The 17,781-nt window shown below is 45.5% G+C and carries 16 protein-coding genes and 1 riboswitch; of the genes, 9 read left to right on the plus strand and 7 right to left on the minus strand.

The annotated features are described in order from the left end of the window. Window positions 1-179: 179 nt before the first annotated feature. Complete coding sequence (gene asnB, locus H513_RS0107785) at window positions 180-2,027, minus strand: asparagine synthase (glutamine-hydrolyzing) (protein WP_026800239.1); 1,848 nt, start codon at window positions 2,025-2,027, stop codon at window positions 180-182. A gap of 209 nt (window positions 2,028-2,236) precedes the next feature. Further along, a complete protein-coding gene (locus H513_RS0107790; protein ID WP_026800240.1) occupies window positions 2,237-2,617 on the minus strand; it encodes a YisL family protein in 381 nt (126 codons plus the stop codon). Between the two features lie 160 nt (window positions 2,618-2,777). Here H513_RS0107790 and H513_RS0107795 point away from each other — a divergent pair, with 160 nt between their 5' ends. After that, window positions 2,778-3,971 (plus strand): ornithine--oxo-acid transaminase, encoded by a 1,194-nt coding sequence (locus H513_RS0107795; RefSeq protein WP_026800241.1) that lies wholly within the window; start codon window positions 2,778-2,780, stop codon window positions 3,969-3,971. Between the two features lie 124 nt (window positions 3,972-4,095). Then, complete coding sequence (locus tag H513_RS0107800; protein ID WP_026800242.1) at window positions 4,096-4,374, plus strand: hypothetical protein; 279 nt, start codon at window positions 4,096-4,098, stop codon at window positions 4,372-4,374. A gap of 334 nt (window positions 4,375-4,708) precedes the next feature. Then, window positions 4,709-4,796, minus strand: a riboswitch (cyclic di-GMP riboswitch). 119 nt (window positions 4,797-4,915) lie between these two features. Here H513_RS0107800 and H513_RS0107805 read toward each other — a convergent pair. Next, a complete protein-coding gene (locus tag H513_RS0107805; protein WP_026800243.1) occupies window positions 4,916-6,124 on the minus strand; it encodes a DUF418 domain-containing protein in 1,209 nt (402 codons plus the stop codon). Window positions 6,125-6,224: 100 nt separating this feature from the next. On the opposite strand from H513_RS0107805, the gene H513_RS0107810 reads away from it, so the two are divergent. The 6 genes from H513_RS0107810 to H513_RS19810 all read left to right on the plus strand — a co-directional run bounded on the left by H513_RS0107810 (window position 6,225) and on the right by H513_RS19810 (window position 8,239). Continuing rightward, complete coding sequence (locus H513_RS0107810; protein ID WP_026800244.1) at window positions 6,225-6,449, plus strand: spore germination protein; 225 nt, start codon at window positions 6,225-6,227, stop codon at window positions 6,447-6,449. Window positions 6,450-6,461: 12 nt separating this feature from the next. Then, complete coding sequence (locus tag H513_RS0107815) at window positions 6,462-6,686, plus strand: spore germination protein GerPB (protein WP_026800245.1); 225 nt, start codon at window positions 6,462-6,464, stop codon at window positions 6,684-6,686. A 64-nt stretch (window positions 6,687-6,750) separates the two neighbouring features. Then, window positions 6,751-7,365, plus strand: a complete 615-nt coding sequence (gene gerPC, locus H513_RS20840) for a spore germination protein GerPC (RefSeq protein ID WP_026800246.1) — start codon at window positions 6,751-6,753, stop codon at window positions 7,363-7,365. Window positions 7,366-7,367: 2 nt separating this feature from the next. Beyond that, on the plus strand, window positions 7,368-7,586 hold the full coding sequence (locus H513_RS22065) for a hypothetical protein (protein WP_051239788.1): 219 nt from the start codon (window positions 7,368-7,370) through the stop codon (window positions 7,584-7,586). Continuing rightward, the gene (locus H513_RS0107830) at window positions 7,586-7,978 is read left to right on the plus strand and encodes a spore germination protein GerPE (protein WP_026800247.1); all 393 of its coding nucleotides are present in this window, start codon (window positions 7,586-7,588) and stop codon (window positions 7,976-7,978) included. Before H513_RS22065 ends, H513_RS0107830 begins: the two co-directional genes overlap by 1 nt. Window positions 7,979-8,023: 45 nt before the next feature. Next, window positions 8,024-8,239 (plus strand): spore germination protein, encoded by a 216-nt coding sequence (locus H513_RS19810; protein WP_036803103.1) that lies wholly within the window; start codon window positions 8,024-8,026, stop codon window positions 8,237-8,239. A gap of 37 nt (window positions 8,240-8,276) precedes the next feature. On the opposite strand, the gene H513_RS0107840 is transcribed toward H513_RS19810, so the two are convergent. From H513_RS0107840 to addB, 3 genes are read right to left on the minus strand one after another with little or no spacing between them, the layout of a single operon-like run. Further along, window positions 8,277-8,576: an HNH endonuclease signature motif containing protein gene (locus H513_RS0107840; RefSeq protein ID WP_026800249.1), complete on the minus strand. Its 300-nt coding sequence runs from the start codon at window positions 8,574-8,576 to the stop codon at window positions 8,277-8,279. Then, window positions 8,557-12,300 carry a helicase-exonuclease AddAB subunit AddA gene (gene addA, locus H513_RS0107845; protein ID WP_026800250.1) on the minus strand — a complete coding sequence of 1,248 codons (3,744 nt, stop codon included), beginning with the start codon at window positions 12,298-12,300 and terminating at the stop codon, window positions 8,557-8,559. The genes H513_RS0107840 and addA overlap by 20 nt, the downstream gene beginning before the upstream one ends. After that, a complete protein-coding gene (addB, locus tag H513_RS0107850; RefSeq protein ID WP_026800251.1) occupies window positions 12,300-15,794 on the minus strand; it encodes a helicase-exonuclease AddAB subunit AddB in 3,495 nt (1,164 codons plus the stop codon). Before addB ends, addA begins: the two co-directional genes overlap by 1 nt. Before the next feature lie 73 nt (window positions 15,795-15,867). Here addB and H513_RS0107855 point away from each other — a divergent pair, with 73 nt between their 5' ends. Next, the gene (locus tag H513_RS0107855) at window positions 15,868-17,025 is read left to right on the plus strand and encodes an MFS transporter (protein WP_026800252.1); all 1,158 of its coding nucleotides are present in this window, start codon (window positions 15,868-15,870) and stop codon (window positions 17,023-17,025) included. A gap of 176 nt (window positions 17,026-17,201) precedes the next feature. Here H513_RS0107855 and lepB read toward each other — a convergent pair whose 3' ends face one another. Beyond that, on the minus strand, window positions 17,202-17,747 hold the full coding sequence (lepB, locus tag H513_RS0107860; RefSeq protein WP_026800253.1) for a signal peptidase I: 546 nt from the start codon (window positions 17,745-17,747) through the stop codon (window positions 17,202-17,204). Between the last annotated feature and the right edge of the window lie 34 nt (window positions 17,748-17,781).

The raw sequence follows: 17,781 nt of genomic DNA on the forward strand, positions 1-17,781 counted from the left end.
GAAGAATAGAAGCCGGGATCTTTATTATGATTACGGGGCTCGTACCCTCCCTATTCTCTTAGGTTCATTCTTGTTGTTAAAGGGCATCATTACTCAATATACCAAAAAACCACCAGTAGCGCGAACGATTTACAAAAATTAGAACAGACCCCATACATTTACAGGGTCTGTTCTTTCTATTATTCTTCTATGTGTACATCATATGTTCTAAGCCAATAATCAATTTGCCCAATATGCGCCAACAGCTGCGGCCCTTTCATAAGCTGACCAAACCACGGTGATTCGATGGCGTTCCCTTCACTCTCTACTAACTTTCGCACTTCTTCTCGGTCAAATAACTGGAATAACGGTGCTTTATTATCTGCTAGAATTTCGTTCAGCCATTGAACGACTCCGCTCGTATAGGCTGGATGATGAGTTTTCGGGTATGGACTTTTCTTTCGATAGAGCACATCATGAGGCAACAGCCCCTCTAGAGCCTTTCGTAAGATTCCTTTCTCTCGGTCGCCGTATCGCTTCATCTCCCACGGTATATTCCACACATATTCAACAAGACGATGATCACTAAATGGCACACGAACCTCAAGACTCGCCCCCATGCTCATCCTGTCTTTCCGGTCTAATAACGTCGTCATAAACCAAAGCTGGTTTAAATAGAAGAGTTCACGTCGCTGCTTCTCTTCTTGTGTATCACCTTCAAAGGCGGGCGTTTCTTGCACAGTTTCCCGGTACCTCTGCATCATATAATCTTGTAAATCCAATTTCTCCTGCCATTGTGAGGATAGTAGACGATGGCGAACATCAGAGGAACGAATCCACGGGAATCCATCCCGTTCTAAATCTTCCTTCCGGTAGAACCAAGGATACCCACCGAAGATCTCATCCGCACACTCTCCAGACAATCCCACCGTCACATGGTCTTTAATTTCACGGCAGAACCATAACAAAGAGGAATCGATGTCAGCCATACCAGGTAGATCCCGCATGCGGACAGCCTCTTTCAATAAACGACTGAGTGTACCATTATCCATCACACATGTATGATGGTCCGTACCATGCTCATCAACCATCAACTTTATAAATTCTCCATCGCTGTTCGGTTGAAAGGTAGAAGACTTAAAGTATTTCTGATTGTCTTCGTAATCAATCGAAAATGTTTGTAACTGCCCTCTTCCCTGTTCAGCATAATAATTGGCTGCAATGGCGGTAATTGCGCTCGAATCTACACCTCCTGACAGAAAGGTTCCAACGGGGACGTCAGATACGAGCTGTCGTTCAACCGCATCTTGAAACAATTCTCGAATATGAGCCGCTGTCTGCTCAACCGTGTGGGGATGCTCATGGCTGACTACATTCCAATAACGAGTCACTTTCAATCCGTTCCGGTTAAAGCGTGCAACATGCCCTGGCCTGAGCTCCTTCACTCCCTTAAAGACGCCATGACCTGGAGTTCTAGAAGGCCCTAGTGCGAGCACTTCGCTAAGTCCCTCTCGGTCAAGTACTGCCTCTACATTTGGATGAGCGAGTAACGCTTTCAGTTCAGAAGCAAAGAGAAATCCTCCGCTATTCTCTGTGTAGAAGAGCGGCTTCACCCCAAGTCGATCTCTAGCGAGAAATAACGTTTCCTGCTCACTATCCCAGACTCCAAAAGCAAAGATTCCATTAAAGCGATCGACACAAGCATCCCGCCATTCAATGTAACTCTTCAACAGCACTTCCGTGTCTGAGTGCGAATCAAACGTCCAGCCACGCTGCATCAATTCCTTGCGAATATCCTCCGTGTTGTACAACTCTCCGTTGTAGCAGAGGGTATACGTATGTCCGCCACGCTTGAACGTCATAGGCTGACGTCCTCCCGCTGGGTCTACAACGATGAGTCGCTTATGCCCAAAAGCAACGTGCGTTTGAACCCATGCATTGGATTCATCGGGTCCTCGGAAATTCAACGTGCGCGCCATCGATTTAATCGTAGCTGCTTCCTTCGTTAGATCTTTCTTATAGTCCACCCATCCCGTTATTCCGCACATTCCTTCCACATCCTCTCGGTTGTTTCCATTAAGCACTTCATTCTCTATGATATGCCTAGAAAATCCAAGATGTGCAAACTTTTCATTGACAATGATAATCATTCTCATTATTATAAAGGTTGTGAGTATGTTGGTTGCCATCCCCCCTCATACACGATGGTAACGATATAAATAAAACCCTTGTGTCTTAAAGACACAAGGGTTATTTGTTAACCTAGATAGATCCCATATCCTAAGCGACCAAAGCCTAATACAATGGTAATGATAAATGCAATAAAGAACTGCACCCATAACGCCGTTCCCGCTTTCTTTCGTTTATGGGAGCGTGTTGTCAGGACTTCGACAATCCCAATTACCCAGATACCAGCAATGGCCTTCACAATTGATTCTCCAATCTCTGCGCCATTAGCATATTGGAAGTATGCTCCTAGTAAGCTACCACCACTGTACAAGATAAGAAGATAGTCTAATCGCATAATCATTTGTACAATCTTACCTGCCTTCTCTCTCCCAAGGCGATTAAAGAAGATTGCCAACCCAAACAAAGCAAGCAACAAAATCCAAGATGTAATGTGTAAATGTGTTGTCATCGTTATATGTCCTCCTTTATGTATATACATACCAAATTTTATCTTACCAGAATTCTCATCCACAAGCGAATGCTACAACCAATTCTCGTTCCAGAAGACAAAAAATTCAAAATACTGTTATAATAGAAGCGCATTCACATAATTTGATGGAGGGGATAGTATGATTCAAACGAGCGATTCTATTATTCAACAGACAGAGGAATATGGGGCGAACAACTACCATCCACTTCCGATTGTAATCTCGAAAGCAGAGGGAATCTGGGTAGAAGACCCTGAAGGCAATCGTTATTTGGATATGCTGAGTGCCTACTCAGCTGTCAACCAAGGTCATCGACATCCGAAGATTATTGATGCATTGAAACAACAGGCCGATCGTGTGACATTAACTTCACGTGCGTTCCATAATGATCAGCTTGGTCCATGGTACAAGAAGATTTGTGAACTGACGAATAAAGATATGGCTCTACCTATGAACACAGGAGCGGAAGCTGTTGAGACAGCGATTAAAGCAGTACGCCGCTGGGCTTACGACGTTAAAGGGGTGCCAGAGAACAAGGCAGAGATTATTGCGTGTACAGGCAACTTCCATGGCCGGACTATGTCAGCTGTTTCTCTCTCTTCTGAAGAAGAATACCAGAAAGGCTTTGGACCTCTTCTTCCAGGCATTACACTCATTCCATATGGCGACAAAGAAGCGCTGCGTGATGCGATTTCAGAGAACACAGCGGCCTTCCTCTTCGAACCAATCCAAGGTGAAGCAGGAATCGTCATTCCAGAAGACGGTTTCTTGAAAGAAGCGTATGACATTTGCCAAGAGAACAACGTCCTTTACGTTGCAGATGAGATTCAATCAGGCCTTGGACGTAGTGGAAAGATGTTCGCATGTGACTGGGAGAACGTTTCTCCAGACATTCTGATACTCGGTAAAGCACTTGGTGGCGGGGTGTTTCCAATTTCTTGTATCGTTGCCAACAAAGAGATTCTTGGTGTGTTCAATCCAGGCTCACACGGGTCAACCTTTGGCGGAAATCCATTGGCAAGTGCCGTATCTCTCGCTTCCTTAGACGTGTTGCAAGAGGAACGCTTAGCCGAACGCTCCTTAGAGCTTGGAGAGTACATGAAATCTGAACTTCAAGAAATAGACAACCCCATCATTAAAGAAGTTCGCGGACGAGGCTTGTGGATTGGTGTGGAATTGACGGAACCCGCTCGACCGTATTGTGAGAAATTGAAAGAGCACGGACTGCTTTGTAAAGAAACCCATGACACGGTTATCCGCTTCGCCCCTCCACTAATTATTGAGAAAGAGGATCTACAGTGGGCCATTCAGAAGATTAAAGAAGTACTGAGCTAATAAACTGCTAGACTATATAAGCTACATTAACAAGAAGCGCGAGCCACCGAAAGGTTTCGCGCTTCTTCAGATATAGCTCCATTCAGAATCTTACATAAGTTCAATGAACAAAGGAGGTCTTACGTTGAAATCTCATTCATGGATCAGTTATTTGTCTATTGTTCTCGCTGTACTCGGTCTATTGCTTTGGTTCTTGCCTGGAAAGATGATGAGTACGGAGGCTCGTGGGATCATCTTCTATGTCCAATTCATAATCGTACCCGCGTCGTTTATCTTAGCCATTGTTGCCTTCTTTAGAAAGGGAGAGAAGAAGCTTCTCCCTATCCTTAGTGTGTTATTAAACTTCGTCACGTTCATCATTTGGTTCATCTTGTATATGTTCATCACAAGTTACACTCCATAAGATCAATAAGAACAAAAAAAGGGAGATGCTGCGTCCTAGCTACGCAACATCTCCGAATATAGGTAAAGGGGAAATCAATTAAACAACGTCCAAGTTTCAAGCTACTCTTGCCATTGTTTAAACAAACAGGATGTGTATACTTAGAAGACCGCAACCCATGCCTACTTTCGAAGGGATAAACTGATCCGAATCATGGCATCCCAATAGACGGAGTGTGGCTCTCCTTATATACAAACAGGTCAGGAAAAGTTGGTGTGCAGCTCCCAAATCAATTGGGCACCATAATACTTAACCCTCCCTCACCGAAATGAAGGGTCTTTCTCACCCAGCATCTTTCGGTAACTGGCAAGCTTAGACAACGAATGTCCTTAGCCCCTATAGTTTTGCGTCCCACATTTTCACATGGTTTGCCTTTATCGAGATTCAAGGATGAAGTCCGTTGAATCTGATGTACTATCATCATACAATAGAGGAATATTTTTCACATCCGACAGATTAATCATTTTCACGCATATGCCAAAAGTTCTACAAAATTCGAGTATTACTTTCCCTTTTCTGTATAGTTTGTCGTCATTTCTACTCTCTGTCTTGCCATTTTCGGGCGACTTCCATAGGTCAACGTCCGCCACACCCACTCAAGTGGACCGAAATGATAACGATGCACCCACCACCAACTTCCGAGTACTTGTAGCATATAAATAACAACCACAACTCCCGCGCTCATTAATGGAGTAAGCTCTCCGTACAACCCAAAACCAATGTTATAGGCAAGCCCTACCGCGAGAACAGATTGCAAAATATAATTTGTGAGTGACAACTTTCCTACGTACGTAAACCACACAAGTCCCTTCTTTGCCCTTGTCTGGTAAAGGAGAACGATACTCGTAGCATAGAATATCGCTGATGCTGACCCACCAATTAAATCTTGAGCGTAGTATTGGAACCAGATCGGATTGCCAAATAGGAACGGCACTCCCTTGAACGCGACAAATAGAACAAGGGTGAACCACCATATCTTCCATAACGTTCGTCGATGCTCACCTACCTCGTGGAACAACCTCTTCCTCGCAAAGAACATTCCGATTAGAAACATTGGAACGAGAGTAAGAGCTAGGTTGACCCACTGTCCAACTGAGCCATTTCCAACAAGCCAATCATTCACGTTCTGTTGCCAAGCTGCTCCAATGCCCCCTTCTCCATACGCTGCAAAGGACTGTTCGATGCCTGATTCGCTTACAAAGGGGAGCTGACTTCGAATGAGATAGAGTCCTAGTGTGTTCAACGCACTCATAAAGCCTAATACTAGAATAGCTGTCCAAATCAGAACCTTGTCCTTACGTTCATAGAATAAGAACAGAAGCAGCCCAAGAACCCCATAGGACAACAAAATGTCTCCGTGCCAAATGAAGAAAGCATGGATGATTCCGAAGCCAATTAAGATTAGCTGTCTTCTTAGCAATACTTTACGGTACGCAATTCCTTTATCCGACAAACGGTCCTTCATCAGTTGAAGACCAAATCCGAACAGAAACGAAAATAACGTGTAAAAACTAGCTTGGAACAATAAATCCACTAAGTTCTGAACAGCTTCATCAGTCGTGCTATCAAAGTACGATGCTCCCCCACCGTAAAGGAAGAACGGTGCAACAATTGACGGCATGTTCACCATGAAAATTCCGAATATCGCAAACCCTCGGGCTGCATCTATCCATGGCAGCCTCTTTTGACTGGCCAGGGGCGTTGTCTTCATTCCATTCACCTCTTTAATTTCAGTTATGTATTCCCTACTACATTCAACTCACACCTTCCCTTTTCCTCTCATAGACTAGTCATAAAAAGGGGGGATGCCTATGCCAGCCAAGGTCGGTGCAGTCAAAGTAATTAACATTGGGTCTTCAAGTATCTTTAACATTGGAGATGTCTATGCGATGGCACCATACAGCACAGCTAAAACCTTTGCTGGAGGAGGCTCCTTTAACACTGGGGATGGCATCGAAATTGATCTGTCCAATTCCAGTACGAATGTGAACGATATGGACCAAGTCGACCAGCCGATTACGGTCGATGTCGAATAAAGGAGGTATTTTATGGGCTACACCATTTACCAAAATATATGCATTAACGTCCTTCGAGTTGGTTCCATAACAAACTCTTCTGTGCTTCAAGTTGGGAGTGCTGGAGTCATCCAAGCACGTTCCAGTCTTTATAATACCGGAGGATTCACGCAACCAGCCGAGGAAGCAGAAGCCATGGGCGCCACTTCTCAGCAAGGACAGGAAGAACCTCTCGTCCCGCTGCTTACCCCACTATAAGTAACCAATCCTCGCAGCGCTGCATAGTGTAAACTAGGCACCCGTCTAGAAAGGAGGAGTGAGCTTGTATCCTTCCAACGGATTTCAAGACTATTTGCAGCGACTTCATGCCCTTATTGATAAGCAGACAGACCAACTGGAACAACTGTCAAGAAGAGTCAATCAATTAGAAGACAAACTTAATACACCCACACCCGCACCGCCACCTGGGACAAATATCGAGAAAATCGAATACCATTTCGACCAGCTGAAGATTGAGACGCTTGAAGGAACGTTGAACATTGGGCTCACTCCTTCTGACGGAGCAGCAGGAACCGGGATTGAACAACTTTCCATCCAAGAACAGCCGTTTCCACCGAAGGCGAACACGGCCGATATGGTAAAGCAAAACCTCGTAAACGGCTTGAATCAATATTTAACAGACCAAGGACCTCGAGAGATTCAACAGTTATCAAGAGAATTCGGCCAGCCCTTTGATCATGATTACGAACAGAAACTGTTGGATGATATCAGAAAGCAGCTGGATGCCCGAGTTCAACATTATATGGCGAAAGCAAACGTTCAGAATGGCATGCTTGGGGACGATGATCGCGATGACGTATTAAATCAAATTAAGGATGAAGTGCGCCACTCATTGCGTGAATTTATGAATCGACATTACGGCAAAGGAGCCGATTAACCATGTGCTTTGAAGTACACAACTACGGTTTAACCGTCGGGCAAGTCCGCATACTCGGGGTATCCTCATCCTCTGTATTCTTAATTGGAGATAATGAAGAGATGTATTTATCATCCATCTTTGATACCCCACCAGAATCTATCATTGTTGGTCAAGAACCACCTGCCTCTACACCACTCGTGCCACTTGGGCGTTCAGCCGAAGGGCAAGGATCTGATTGATGGAGAAACGTTTATCCGAAGTGAACACGGTAAAGCTTAGTTCCCTCATTGACGGATCAATCTTCGAAATTGGCGATGCGCATGAACTTATGCCAAAGTCACGTGTACTCGCGATTCAGAAGGAAGGCGGCGTGAAATATAGTGAACCGTACCAATTTGAGAGCTACCCTGTCTTCACCGAGCCGTTGCCAAGGCCCACAAGACGACTACAACTAGAGCAATACCATATCCACCACAATCCAATTATCCAGGTATGCGATATTGCCATCAAAGGGGTGTCCACCTCCTCCATCTTCCAAATTGGAAGCGTGGATGACATTGAAGCAGAGACCCGCGTGAAAAACACCCGAATTTTAATTGAGGATGAGGATGATGAACAAGTTGCTCTATAGCGCATACATTAACTAGTAGTACTTCCATTTAAGAGGGTGAATACAATGCCATCCATCGTAGGCCCAATCAAGATTAACAGTGTTGGTGGCGGGGTCATCAACTTTGGAGATTCTTTCTACATTTCTCCAAAGAGCTCGTCTAAAGCAAACGCAGGTTCCGGTTCGAACAATACAGGTGATTTCATTAATACGAATAACGGAATCAGTACATCCAATCCATTCGATCCGGATGCGCTTGACCAACCAAACGTTTCTACGTAATCAATGGAAGCCTTGCTGACAATCAGCAAGGCTTTCATTATTTGCGTTTCTTCCGGTTCGATTTGTGAATGGTAATTTGTTTCTCGGGAGGTTGTTTCCGAATAAAGCGCAAGTATTTCTCCATATCTGGATGTTCCTCTAACCTTGGAATTGTGTGATAAAAGGCAGCCAACTCATCATTTGTAAACAAGGCATGGATTTGCTTGTGACAGGCCTGGCATAAATTCGCCGTAGGTCCTTCTACACCCCCGTTTTCCCTTGGCACGAGATGATGAACTGTCGTTCTAAGCGGAGAGCGTCCGCAAAGTTCACATCTTTCATCCTTCATCTTCAACATTCGCCTCCATTTTCGTAAGCAACGATGCGTGGAAGAAATACAAATACGTCTCTTTAATTGGTTGTTTCCAAATTCGTTGCAGTGCTTCTGCATACAACTTAAGCTGTGTTCGATAGCGATCCTGCAGCTTCTTCTCCGTCGCATCTGTTACTGGAGTGTCGACTCGATCTGTCTTGTAATCGAGGATGACCCATCCATCTTCTTCAGGAATAATCGTATCGATAACCCCTTGGATAAACACTTTCTCTTCCGTGTCATCCTTCCAATCTGCGTACACTTCATTGGCTGGAAGAACGAGTGTAAAGGGAACCTCACGATAAAGCGTATCTGCTGCAATCATTTTTCTACCGATTTCACTCACATAGAAGGCTTCAATCGCTTCTGTTTGAACGACTTCTGATTCTTCGTACGTGAGCAATTCGTTATGAACCATCTCGCTTACCTTCTCTTCAATTTCAAACGCTGCAAGAGCGCGGTCAAAAGGCAAGTGTTGCATGACGGTATGCATTGCCGTACCTATTTCTGCACCAGTCAATTCTTTGCTCTCTTGCATAAAGCGAGGACGGTCAACGATTGGGCGCTTGACGTTCTGAATCAAGGATTGGCCACTATTCTCATCCTGCAGCTCTCGTTGTCGTTTCAACTCCGTCACAGATTGCTTGGCACGATGAGATACCGCATCTTGATGTTCATATTGGAACGAAAGACGACGATCCACATCATCATTTAGTTCTTGTTCTTCAAGTGGCTCCCAATTACGTATGGCATATTCAAGCGCCTCGCTTTCCTCTTCTTCCACAACATCAGGATTTGTATACACACTTCCATGCACAAGGGATACTTTCCATTTCGATTCATCACGATAAATAGCGTCTGGAACAAGCTCAACGTTCACATCTCCCCGTAAGTCCATCGCTCCCTCATGACGAATAAGAGATGGGCCTACCCAGTCAAGATAGGTCTTCGCTTCAAGTCGATATTGAGCAGGCAATACCCAGTCTTTATGACTGACCCACTCCCGCCATTTCTCAAGGCGTTGCTCTAGCGATTTGACGTTCCCGACCATGACAAGCTTTTCCTTCGCACGAGTGAGCGCTACATACAATACACGCATCTCCTCAGCCAACAATTCCCGTTGCTTCTCACGCTTTAATGCATGATAGACAAGAGTTGGATACATAATCCTCTTCTCAGGATCAATAAACTTACTTCCAAAGCCTAAATCCTTATGCAACAAGTACTTCTGCCTTAAGTCACTCGTATTAAACTCTTTATCCATGGCCCCGACAAGAACAGCTGGAAACTCAAGACCTTTACTCTTGTGAATGGTCATGATCCGCACAACGTCCTCTTGTTCGCCGAGTGCCCGTGCAGCTCCTAAGTCCTCTCCCCGCTCTTCAATGCGTTCAATGAAGCGCAAGAAACGGAATAAACCGCGGAAGGTCGTTGCTTCATACGTTCTGGCACGGTCATACAAGGCACGAAGATTCGCTTGTCGCTGTCGGCCACCTGGTATCCCACCAACGAAATCATAATAGCCCGTCTCACGGTAAATTCCCCAAATGAGTTCAGATAATGAGCCTTGGCGCGCACGCTTTCGAAAGCTGTTGAGTCTCGTTAAGAAGTCGTCTACTTTCTGAATCAGTTCTTTGCTGTCCCCAACACGTCGATATTGCTTCAACGCCTCGTAATATGTCCCCTTCTTATCCGCCAAGCGAACGCTTGTGAGCTCATCCTCATTTAATCCTACAATTGGGGAGCGAAGGACTGAGGCGAGCGGAATATCTTGTCTTGGGTTATCAACGACTTTCAGCAGACTTATCATAATTTGAATCTCAATGGCTTCGAAATAACCGGTAGATAGCTCAGCATATACTGGAATCCCCTGTTGCTTCAACTCTTCAATAATGGTAGGCGCCCACGTCATAGAACGCATGAGAATCACGATGTCACGATATTGAATAGGGCGCATCGCTCCTGTTGCCTTATCTACGACTTGGAGGGCAGGTTGGTCACCATGTCCGAGCCACGTTTTAATCTTGTCTGCATAGGCACGCGCCTCGAGCTGCGCCTTCTCGAGGTCTTGGAAGTTCTCTCCTTCTGCATCTTGCTCTGCTTCTTCATTCGCTTCCCGGTCAATAATCAATAGCTCAGCATCTGCATCACTCGACACAAGCTCATCGTAGATCTTATTGCTATAAATCAGTTCTGCATCTTGTTCATAGTTCATCTCTCCGACTTCTTCATCGAGAATCTGGCGGAAGATATAGTTTGTACCATGAAGAACTTCTTTACGACTTCTAAAGTTCCGAGCGAGGTCGATGCGCTTCGCTGGATGCGTCTCTTCTTTAAATTCTTTGTACTTGTTCATAAAGAGGGTCGGTTCCGCATGACGGAAACGATAAATACTTTGCTTTACATCTCCAACCATGAACAGATTCGCTGCGTCCTCCCCATCCGTTAGTAAACGCAAGATCGTTTCTTGTACAAGATTCGTATCTTGATATTCATCCACTAATAATTCAGTGAACTGCTCCCGGTACAAATAAGCCACTTCTGACGGAATGAAGGCATCCTCTGTTGAGGAGTCACCCAACAAGATTTGAAGGCAATAATGCTCTAAGTCTGCGAAGTCGACAATCGCACGTTCTTTCTTCTTCTGTTGGAAACGTGTGCGGAATTCTTTAACGAGCACCATGAGCTGGTCGACAACCGGGCTCAAGCGGTTCATATCTTGCAAATGAGCATCCAAAGAACGAGTAAACCAGTCTTCCTTCAAGCTATTCCAACGTTTCTTATAGCGGTCTCGTAGCTTCTTCACCCGTTCTTTCTTGTCCTCTGAACACTCAACCTTCTTCCCAGATAGCTTCTGGAAACTACCGGATTGTTGCATATAATTCTGGAGCTCGCTCCAAGACTGATCGAGCAGCCCTAATGCCTCTGCCATCTTAAGGCGGTCGTCATCGATTGCCTCGGCATAGTGATAAGGTCCATCACTTTCTCTGGTGAGCTGAAGCGCTTGCTCTGTTTCTTGCATCATTGCCTCCAGCTGACCCCGGACATCACGCTTAAGGATGGGAAGCCAGGACAGTCCCTCTTCTCCTTGATCAGGTGATACTTCATACATACGCTTGACGCCTTCCATCCACGTATCTGGATTTGGATTCTGCATCGCGAAATCATACACATCAAGCATCAGTTGCTCCACTTCCACATCACTACGGTCACTCGAGAAGCGGTCAACTACTTCAAAGAAACGATCTCGCTCCTCCCCTTCTTTCCCATACCACTCTTCAAACAAATCTTCGACTATTTCTTGGCGTAGAAGGTCCGCTTCAATCGTATCCGCAATCCGAAAGCCAGGATCTAAATCAAGCATATAGGCATAGCTTCTCACTACATCAAGACAGAAGGAGTGAAGCGTTGAAATCGATGCGCGCTGCAACAGCGACAATTGTTTCCTAAGGTGAGTGGAATCTGGATATTGAACGAGTGCTTCCTCTAACGCTTCTGCCACACGGTTACGCATCTCCTGGGCAGCTGCATTCGTAAACGTTACAACGAGTAACGTATCAATATCTGTTGGGTTGTCTTGATTTAATAACTTCTGAATGATTCGTTCAACAAGAACGGCTGTCTTCCCTGAGCCTGCGGCAGCAGCAACGAGCATATCCGTCCCGCTCGTGTAAATGGCTTCTTCTTGTTCAGGTGTCCATTGTGGCATTATTCTTCCTCCTTCCGCACAATCGTTTCAATGATTTCATCATCCTTCATCGGCTTCAGCGTGCGGTAGTTGTTTTCTTCTAACGTCGGGTCAAATTGGCAGACCGATTTGAATGGACAGTGTGTGCAAGCCACTTGTTGGTCTTTCTGATAAGGATTTAAGTTTACTTCACCTTCTGTAATGGAACGACCCGCCTGACCCATTAAGTCACGAACGTATCCTTGCAGTTCTTGAAACGCGACTTGCTCTGCGGTATGAGAACCTTTACGGAATCCACCGGCCTTCTTGAGTCCTGCCGGGACAATTTGACTCACGCCGCTCTCAAGGTTCGTATCCATCATCTTCACAATATCCTCATCTTCAACGAGCAAGCCTTGCATCTTAAACTTCTTGAAGATTTCCTCTTCAATATCGGCATCCTTCAACAAGGCATTCTCAGAAAGTATTGGATTGTGGACGTGGAAGTAAAGCACACCTGCAGGAGAAGCTTCTGCACCAAGCCACGTTTCCGCTTTCGATAAGACTACATCTAAATAGGCAAGCATTTGAAGCGCAAGACCATAATAGACTTCCACAAGGTCAAGTCCCTTCGCGCTCGATTTATAGTCAATGATTCGAAGCAACAACCCCTCATCACCAAGGGCACGGTCAACACGGTCAATCCGACCCCGAAGCTGCAATTCATACCCGTTCCCTAAGTCTAAGTTTAGTGGCGGAATCTTCTCATCTGGTCCGAATCCTAACTCCAATCCTACAGGAGCAAACTGGCTTCGTTTCGCTTGTTCACTCAGCATATGTGCTGCACGAGCGACAACGCTCTGAAGCTTCTGTTGAATGTATTGATATCGATTCGAGCTGTGTAGAATTTGGTGTTGCAGAATAGGTGAAAGTTCATGTACCGCTCGTTCTGCATACTGGTCAGTATCATGCTTCGTGATGGCGTTCCAATCCTTCCCTTCCACTTGGATCCATTCGGTAATTTGCTTTAATGCCTCATGGAACAACACCCCAATATCCGGAGCATCAAGCTTATAGACCGACCGCTCTTGTAACCCTAGACCGTAACGGGCGAAATGTTGGTATGAGCAACGGTAATAGGTTTCAAGACGCGACACACTCGCTCGTACATGTTGCTGATTGTGGAGCTGCTTCGCTGTGTCTTTGCGTAAATTCTCAGGCGTATTCTCATAGAATAGGCTCAGCAAGACACGTTTCGTGTCTTCTACATTCTCATCCTTCTTCATATACCAATGAAGTACGTCCCACCAAATATCGTCCATCGGATAGCCACGTAAATACCGAGACAGCTGAGCAGATAACGTGGAACGCGTCTTCTCAGGCGTGGTAATAAACCGCTCTGTTTCCTCGTGTTCATCAGAATCCTGCAGCAGCAACTTCTCTTCGATAGATGGGAACATTTCAAGCACACGCTTCACCATTGGCGCCGGTGTCTTCGACTTTCCTTCCTCATTACTAAGGGGGTAGCTGACCCATAAATAGTCAGCTGCCGCAGTAAAGGCGAGATAGACGTAGAAATGATCATCGAGTAGTTGTCGCTTACTGCTATCAGCAAGAGCGAGCCCGCTTTCTGATAATAACTCCCGCTCACGTTCTGAAATAACTCCTTCTGATTGAGGCTTCATCGGCCACATACCTTCATTTACACCGAGCAGGAACGCACATTTAATCCCCGTAATTCTTGAACGGTCGACATTCCCAACAATAATATGATCCATGCTAGGGGGAACATGGGCGAAGTTTAACGAATCAAATCCTGATTCCATTGTCGTTCGATAAACGTTCATAGATAATGCCTCTTCGCCAACCATTTCAACCATTTCATCCATGAGACCAATCACTGAATCCCACACTTGCTCTTGCTCTCTGGAACGTTCGATTTCACCTTGCTCATCGAACTCATCTCTCCATTGATCAAGCTTTCTTGGAACACCGAGCTGTTCAAGCCAAGTAAATAGGACGACCGTACGCTCACGTACTGTACGTGCTTCTCGGAATTTCGTATCCAATGGTTCAAGCGCATCCACTACCTGCTGGCGTAGGCGATTCATCCGTTCTTCCTTTCGTTTCTCCTCATCTGTCTGAGAAGCCTGATCAAATCCACGGAACCGCTTAAAATGCCAACGCTGGTCTGATAACCATCTCGATTTCGTACGGATACCGTATTCAAGCACATAGTTCTCAAGCTCATCAATCGCTTCTTGTGTGAGTGGGTGTTCATCATCCGTAGCTGGAATGAAGTCGGTCTTTAATAATCGGAATAACGCATCGTAGCGCCAGTTTCCTTCAATGACTTCTAAAGCTGACCGCAGCAATTCAATTAATGGGTGGTTGAGCATAGTCCGTTTCTCATCGACGAACACAGGAATTCGATAATCCCGGAATACCGTCTGAATCAAGTCGTGATACACCTCAGGCTCGCGAATTAAGATGGCCATATCCTGATACCGATAGCCATGGTCCCGAACGAGCCCGACAATCTCCTGTGCAACCCCTTCAACTTCCGCACGCGGATTTACAGCTTGCGCCACCGTTAAAGGAACCTCTCCTTGATAAGGAGGGGCTGGCCGTGCATTAAAATAATGCTCCAAATGCTGAAGGCCCGATAAGTAGTGGAAGCGTCCAAATTCTCCGTCCAAATACTTAATCTCTGAAACGCCAATCCCTACTTCCTGACCCGTCTGCTCAATCACCTGATACGTGTGGCCAGTTTGATAGAACAAGTCTAGTTCATCAATGTCACCATAACGAGGTCGGTCGAGCGTCAACGTAACCGACGTTCGTGTCGCCTTCTTCATTAGCGCTTGGATGACCATCAGTTCTTGTGGAGTAAAACGGTGGAAGCCGTCTAAATAAATTTCTGCGCCATCAAGGAAGCTCGCCTTCTCAAGCTGGTCGATTAACAATTGAAGCATGTCTTCATTGTCTATGTATTGTCCGCTCATCGCCTCTGTCATGTGCTCGTAGATATACAGCATGTCTTCAAGCTTATGTTGGAGCGTCTGTTCTCCTGGATGCTTATGCTGGAAGCGGTCCATATTCGTCAGTTGTTCCTGTAGTAGAGTAGGCGTGACACGGTAGCGCTTAAATTCCGTCATCATCGTCTCCAACTGCTCCATAAATCCTTGCTTCTCAATCGCCTTTTGGAACACATTCCAATCTGACTTTCGCTCTTCCGCAATTTTACGAAGCATCATCTGAACTCCTGTAGAGCTAAGCATCTTCTTCGTACCGCCACCAACCTCCTGAAAGACACGCCAGGCGAGTCGGGAGAAGCTAAGAACTTGGGCTCTGATACTCCCTTCCACTTCCCCGTCTTTAAGAAGGGCATACTCCTGCTGGAATGTCATTTGGTCAGGAACAATGTATAGAATAGGTGGACCATCCGGGCGCGCTTTCAACTCTTCACGAATCTCATGTAGAACATGAGTACTCTTCCCAGACCCCGCACGGCCTAATAAAAATCGAATTGACATGTCTCCCCCTACCTTTCACCAAATCTTGAATTTCGGCATACGATATGACACGTGCCCATAAGGAGGAGTCGTTATGAATCGCTCACACCTTGCCGCCTGTGCCTTAATCGTGACCGGTATTTTCATTGCTAGTAATTTATATTTAATGATTCCTCACGTTGATTATTTATCAGAAACCTACAATGTGACGAAGACGACAGCTTCACTTGCCAGTTCTTTGTTCATCTTCCCTTATGCCATCGGTCTCTTTTGTTTCGGTCTGCTTGCTGACCGTTTGCCTCACCGACTGATCCTGTTAACAGGAATTCTTGGCCTTGTCTGCCTGACCTTCGTAATCGGAACTGTAGATAACTTTGGACTATTTCTCCTACTTCGCGTTCTACAAGGGTTACTAGCAGCCTGCTTTGCCCCTACCAGCTTTGCGTACACGTTCCTCCATTATGATGGGAAAGAGCAAGCCTTTGTGATTGCCATTATTAACACTGGATTTCTCTTCGCAGGGATCTTTGGTCAGATGTACGCGGATGCTGTATTTACGTGGTTTAATTTCAGTGCCATCTTTTACGGGTGTAGCCTTTGCTATCTTCTATGCTGGATTGGTCTTGCTTCATCCTTGGCTAAACCACGTGACGCGTCTGTTACAAAGCCAGTTCCAATCCGTTCTATTGTATCATTTTTTCGCTTTTCACCCTTACAGAAGCTGTACGTTACAGCCTTCTTTTTGCTCTTAACTGTCATTGCCTTTTACGGAAGTCTCGAGCTCTATCTTTCCACGCATCCATCCTTCCTTCCCTATTCCTTGCAAACGTTCCGTCTCATTGGATTGCTTGGGATTATTCCTTCATTCTTTGCCGGTCCACTCGTAGAGAAATGGGGGGCACGACCGTTACTTGTGAGCATGCTCCTGCTCATGTCAGTTGGCTTCCTCTTGCCGTCGATTGCCTTTCATCCATGGACATTGCTCCTTGCCTCTATTGCAATGATTGCTTCCACGTCACTCACGATTCCAATGGTCATTATGTTAATTGGCTTCTACGGAAACCGTGCTAGAGCGACCGCCATTTCTATGTACTCCTTTATCTTACTCACCGGAGCGAGTGCAGGAAGTATCTTAGCTACCTTCATTCCTGTTCAAGGAGTGATTGGTGCAGCACTCATTGGATTTGTATTTCTCGCCATTACCATCCAAGGGCTGAAGATTCATCAATCTCCGCTAACTATCCAATCATAATGCGCGTTAACAGCACCACTCCTGTTGTAGAAGTCACTTAAACTAGTCAGGTGGCGAGAGGAGATACTTGCCTCTTGCCTCTAGTTTCATGAACTCTTCCTTATGAATATCATAAAAAAACGAGTACAAAATCATTTCGATTTCATACTCGATTCCTTATAGACGATACGTGGTCTTTATAAGAATGATAGCGAGACCTGGGAGATTGGCCAGTAACGAACATCCACCTTGCCGACGATGCTATCAATTGGCACAAATCCAAAGTAACGACTGTCTAAGCTTTCGGCCCGGTTATCGCCAAGAACGAACATAGAGCCATCCGGTACCGTCTTTTCTCCAGTCACTTCCGTCAACGTGAAGTCTTGCGTAAGGGCTTCTCCATTCTCTGGACGAAATGGGTCGAGATAATCCTCATTCACCGCTTGTCCATTTAAGTAGAGCGTATCTTCTCGATATTCAATCGTATCACCAGGTAACCCAATGACACGCTTCACATAATCCTCTTGCTCATTGTAATGAAAGACGACAACGTCCAAATGATTCACATCGTTCCAATCGTAGATAACCTTATTGACCATGAGTAAATTTCCATCGTAGAGCGTCGGCTCCATCGACTTCCCATCCACTACGTAACTGGCAAACAAATAGGAACGGAACAAGAGCGCAAAGACTAACGCAAATAAAACCGTCCGCATAAATCTCATCGATTTTTTCCAGGTCATGGTTTTCTCCTCCGTATGAAGTTCTACCACCATT

Origin of the sequence: Pontibacillus halophilus JSM 076056 = DSM 19796 (genome assembly GCF_000425205.1) — a bacterium.
Lineage (GTDB): Bacteria > Bacillota > Bacilli > Bacillales > BH030062 > Pontibacillus_A > Pontibacillus_A halophilus.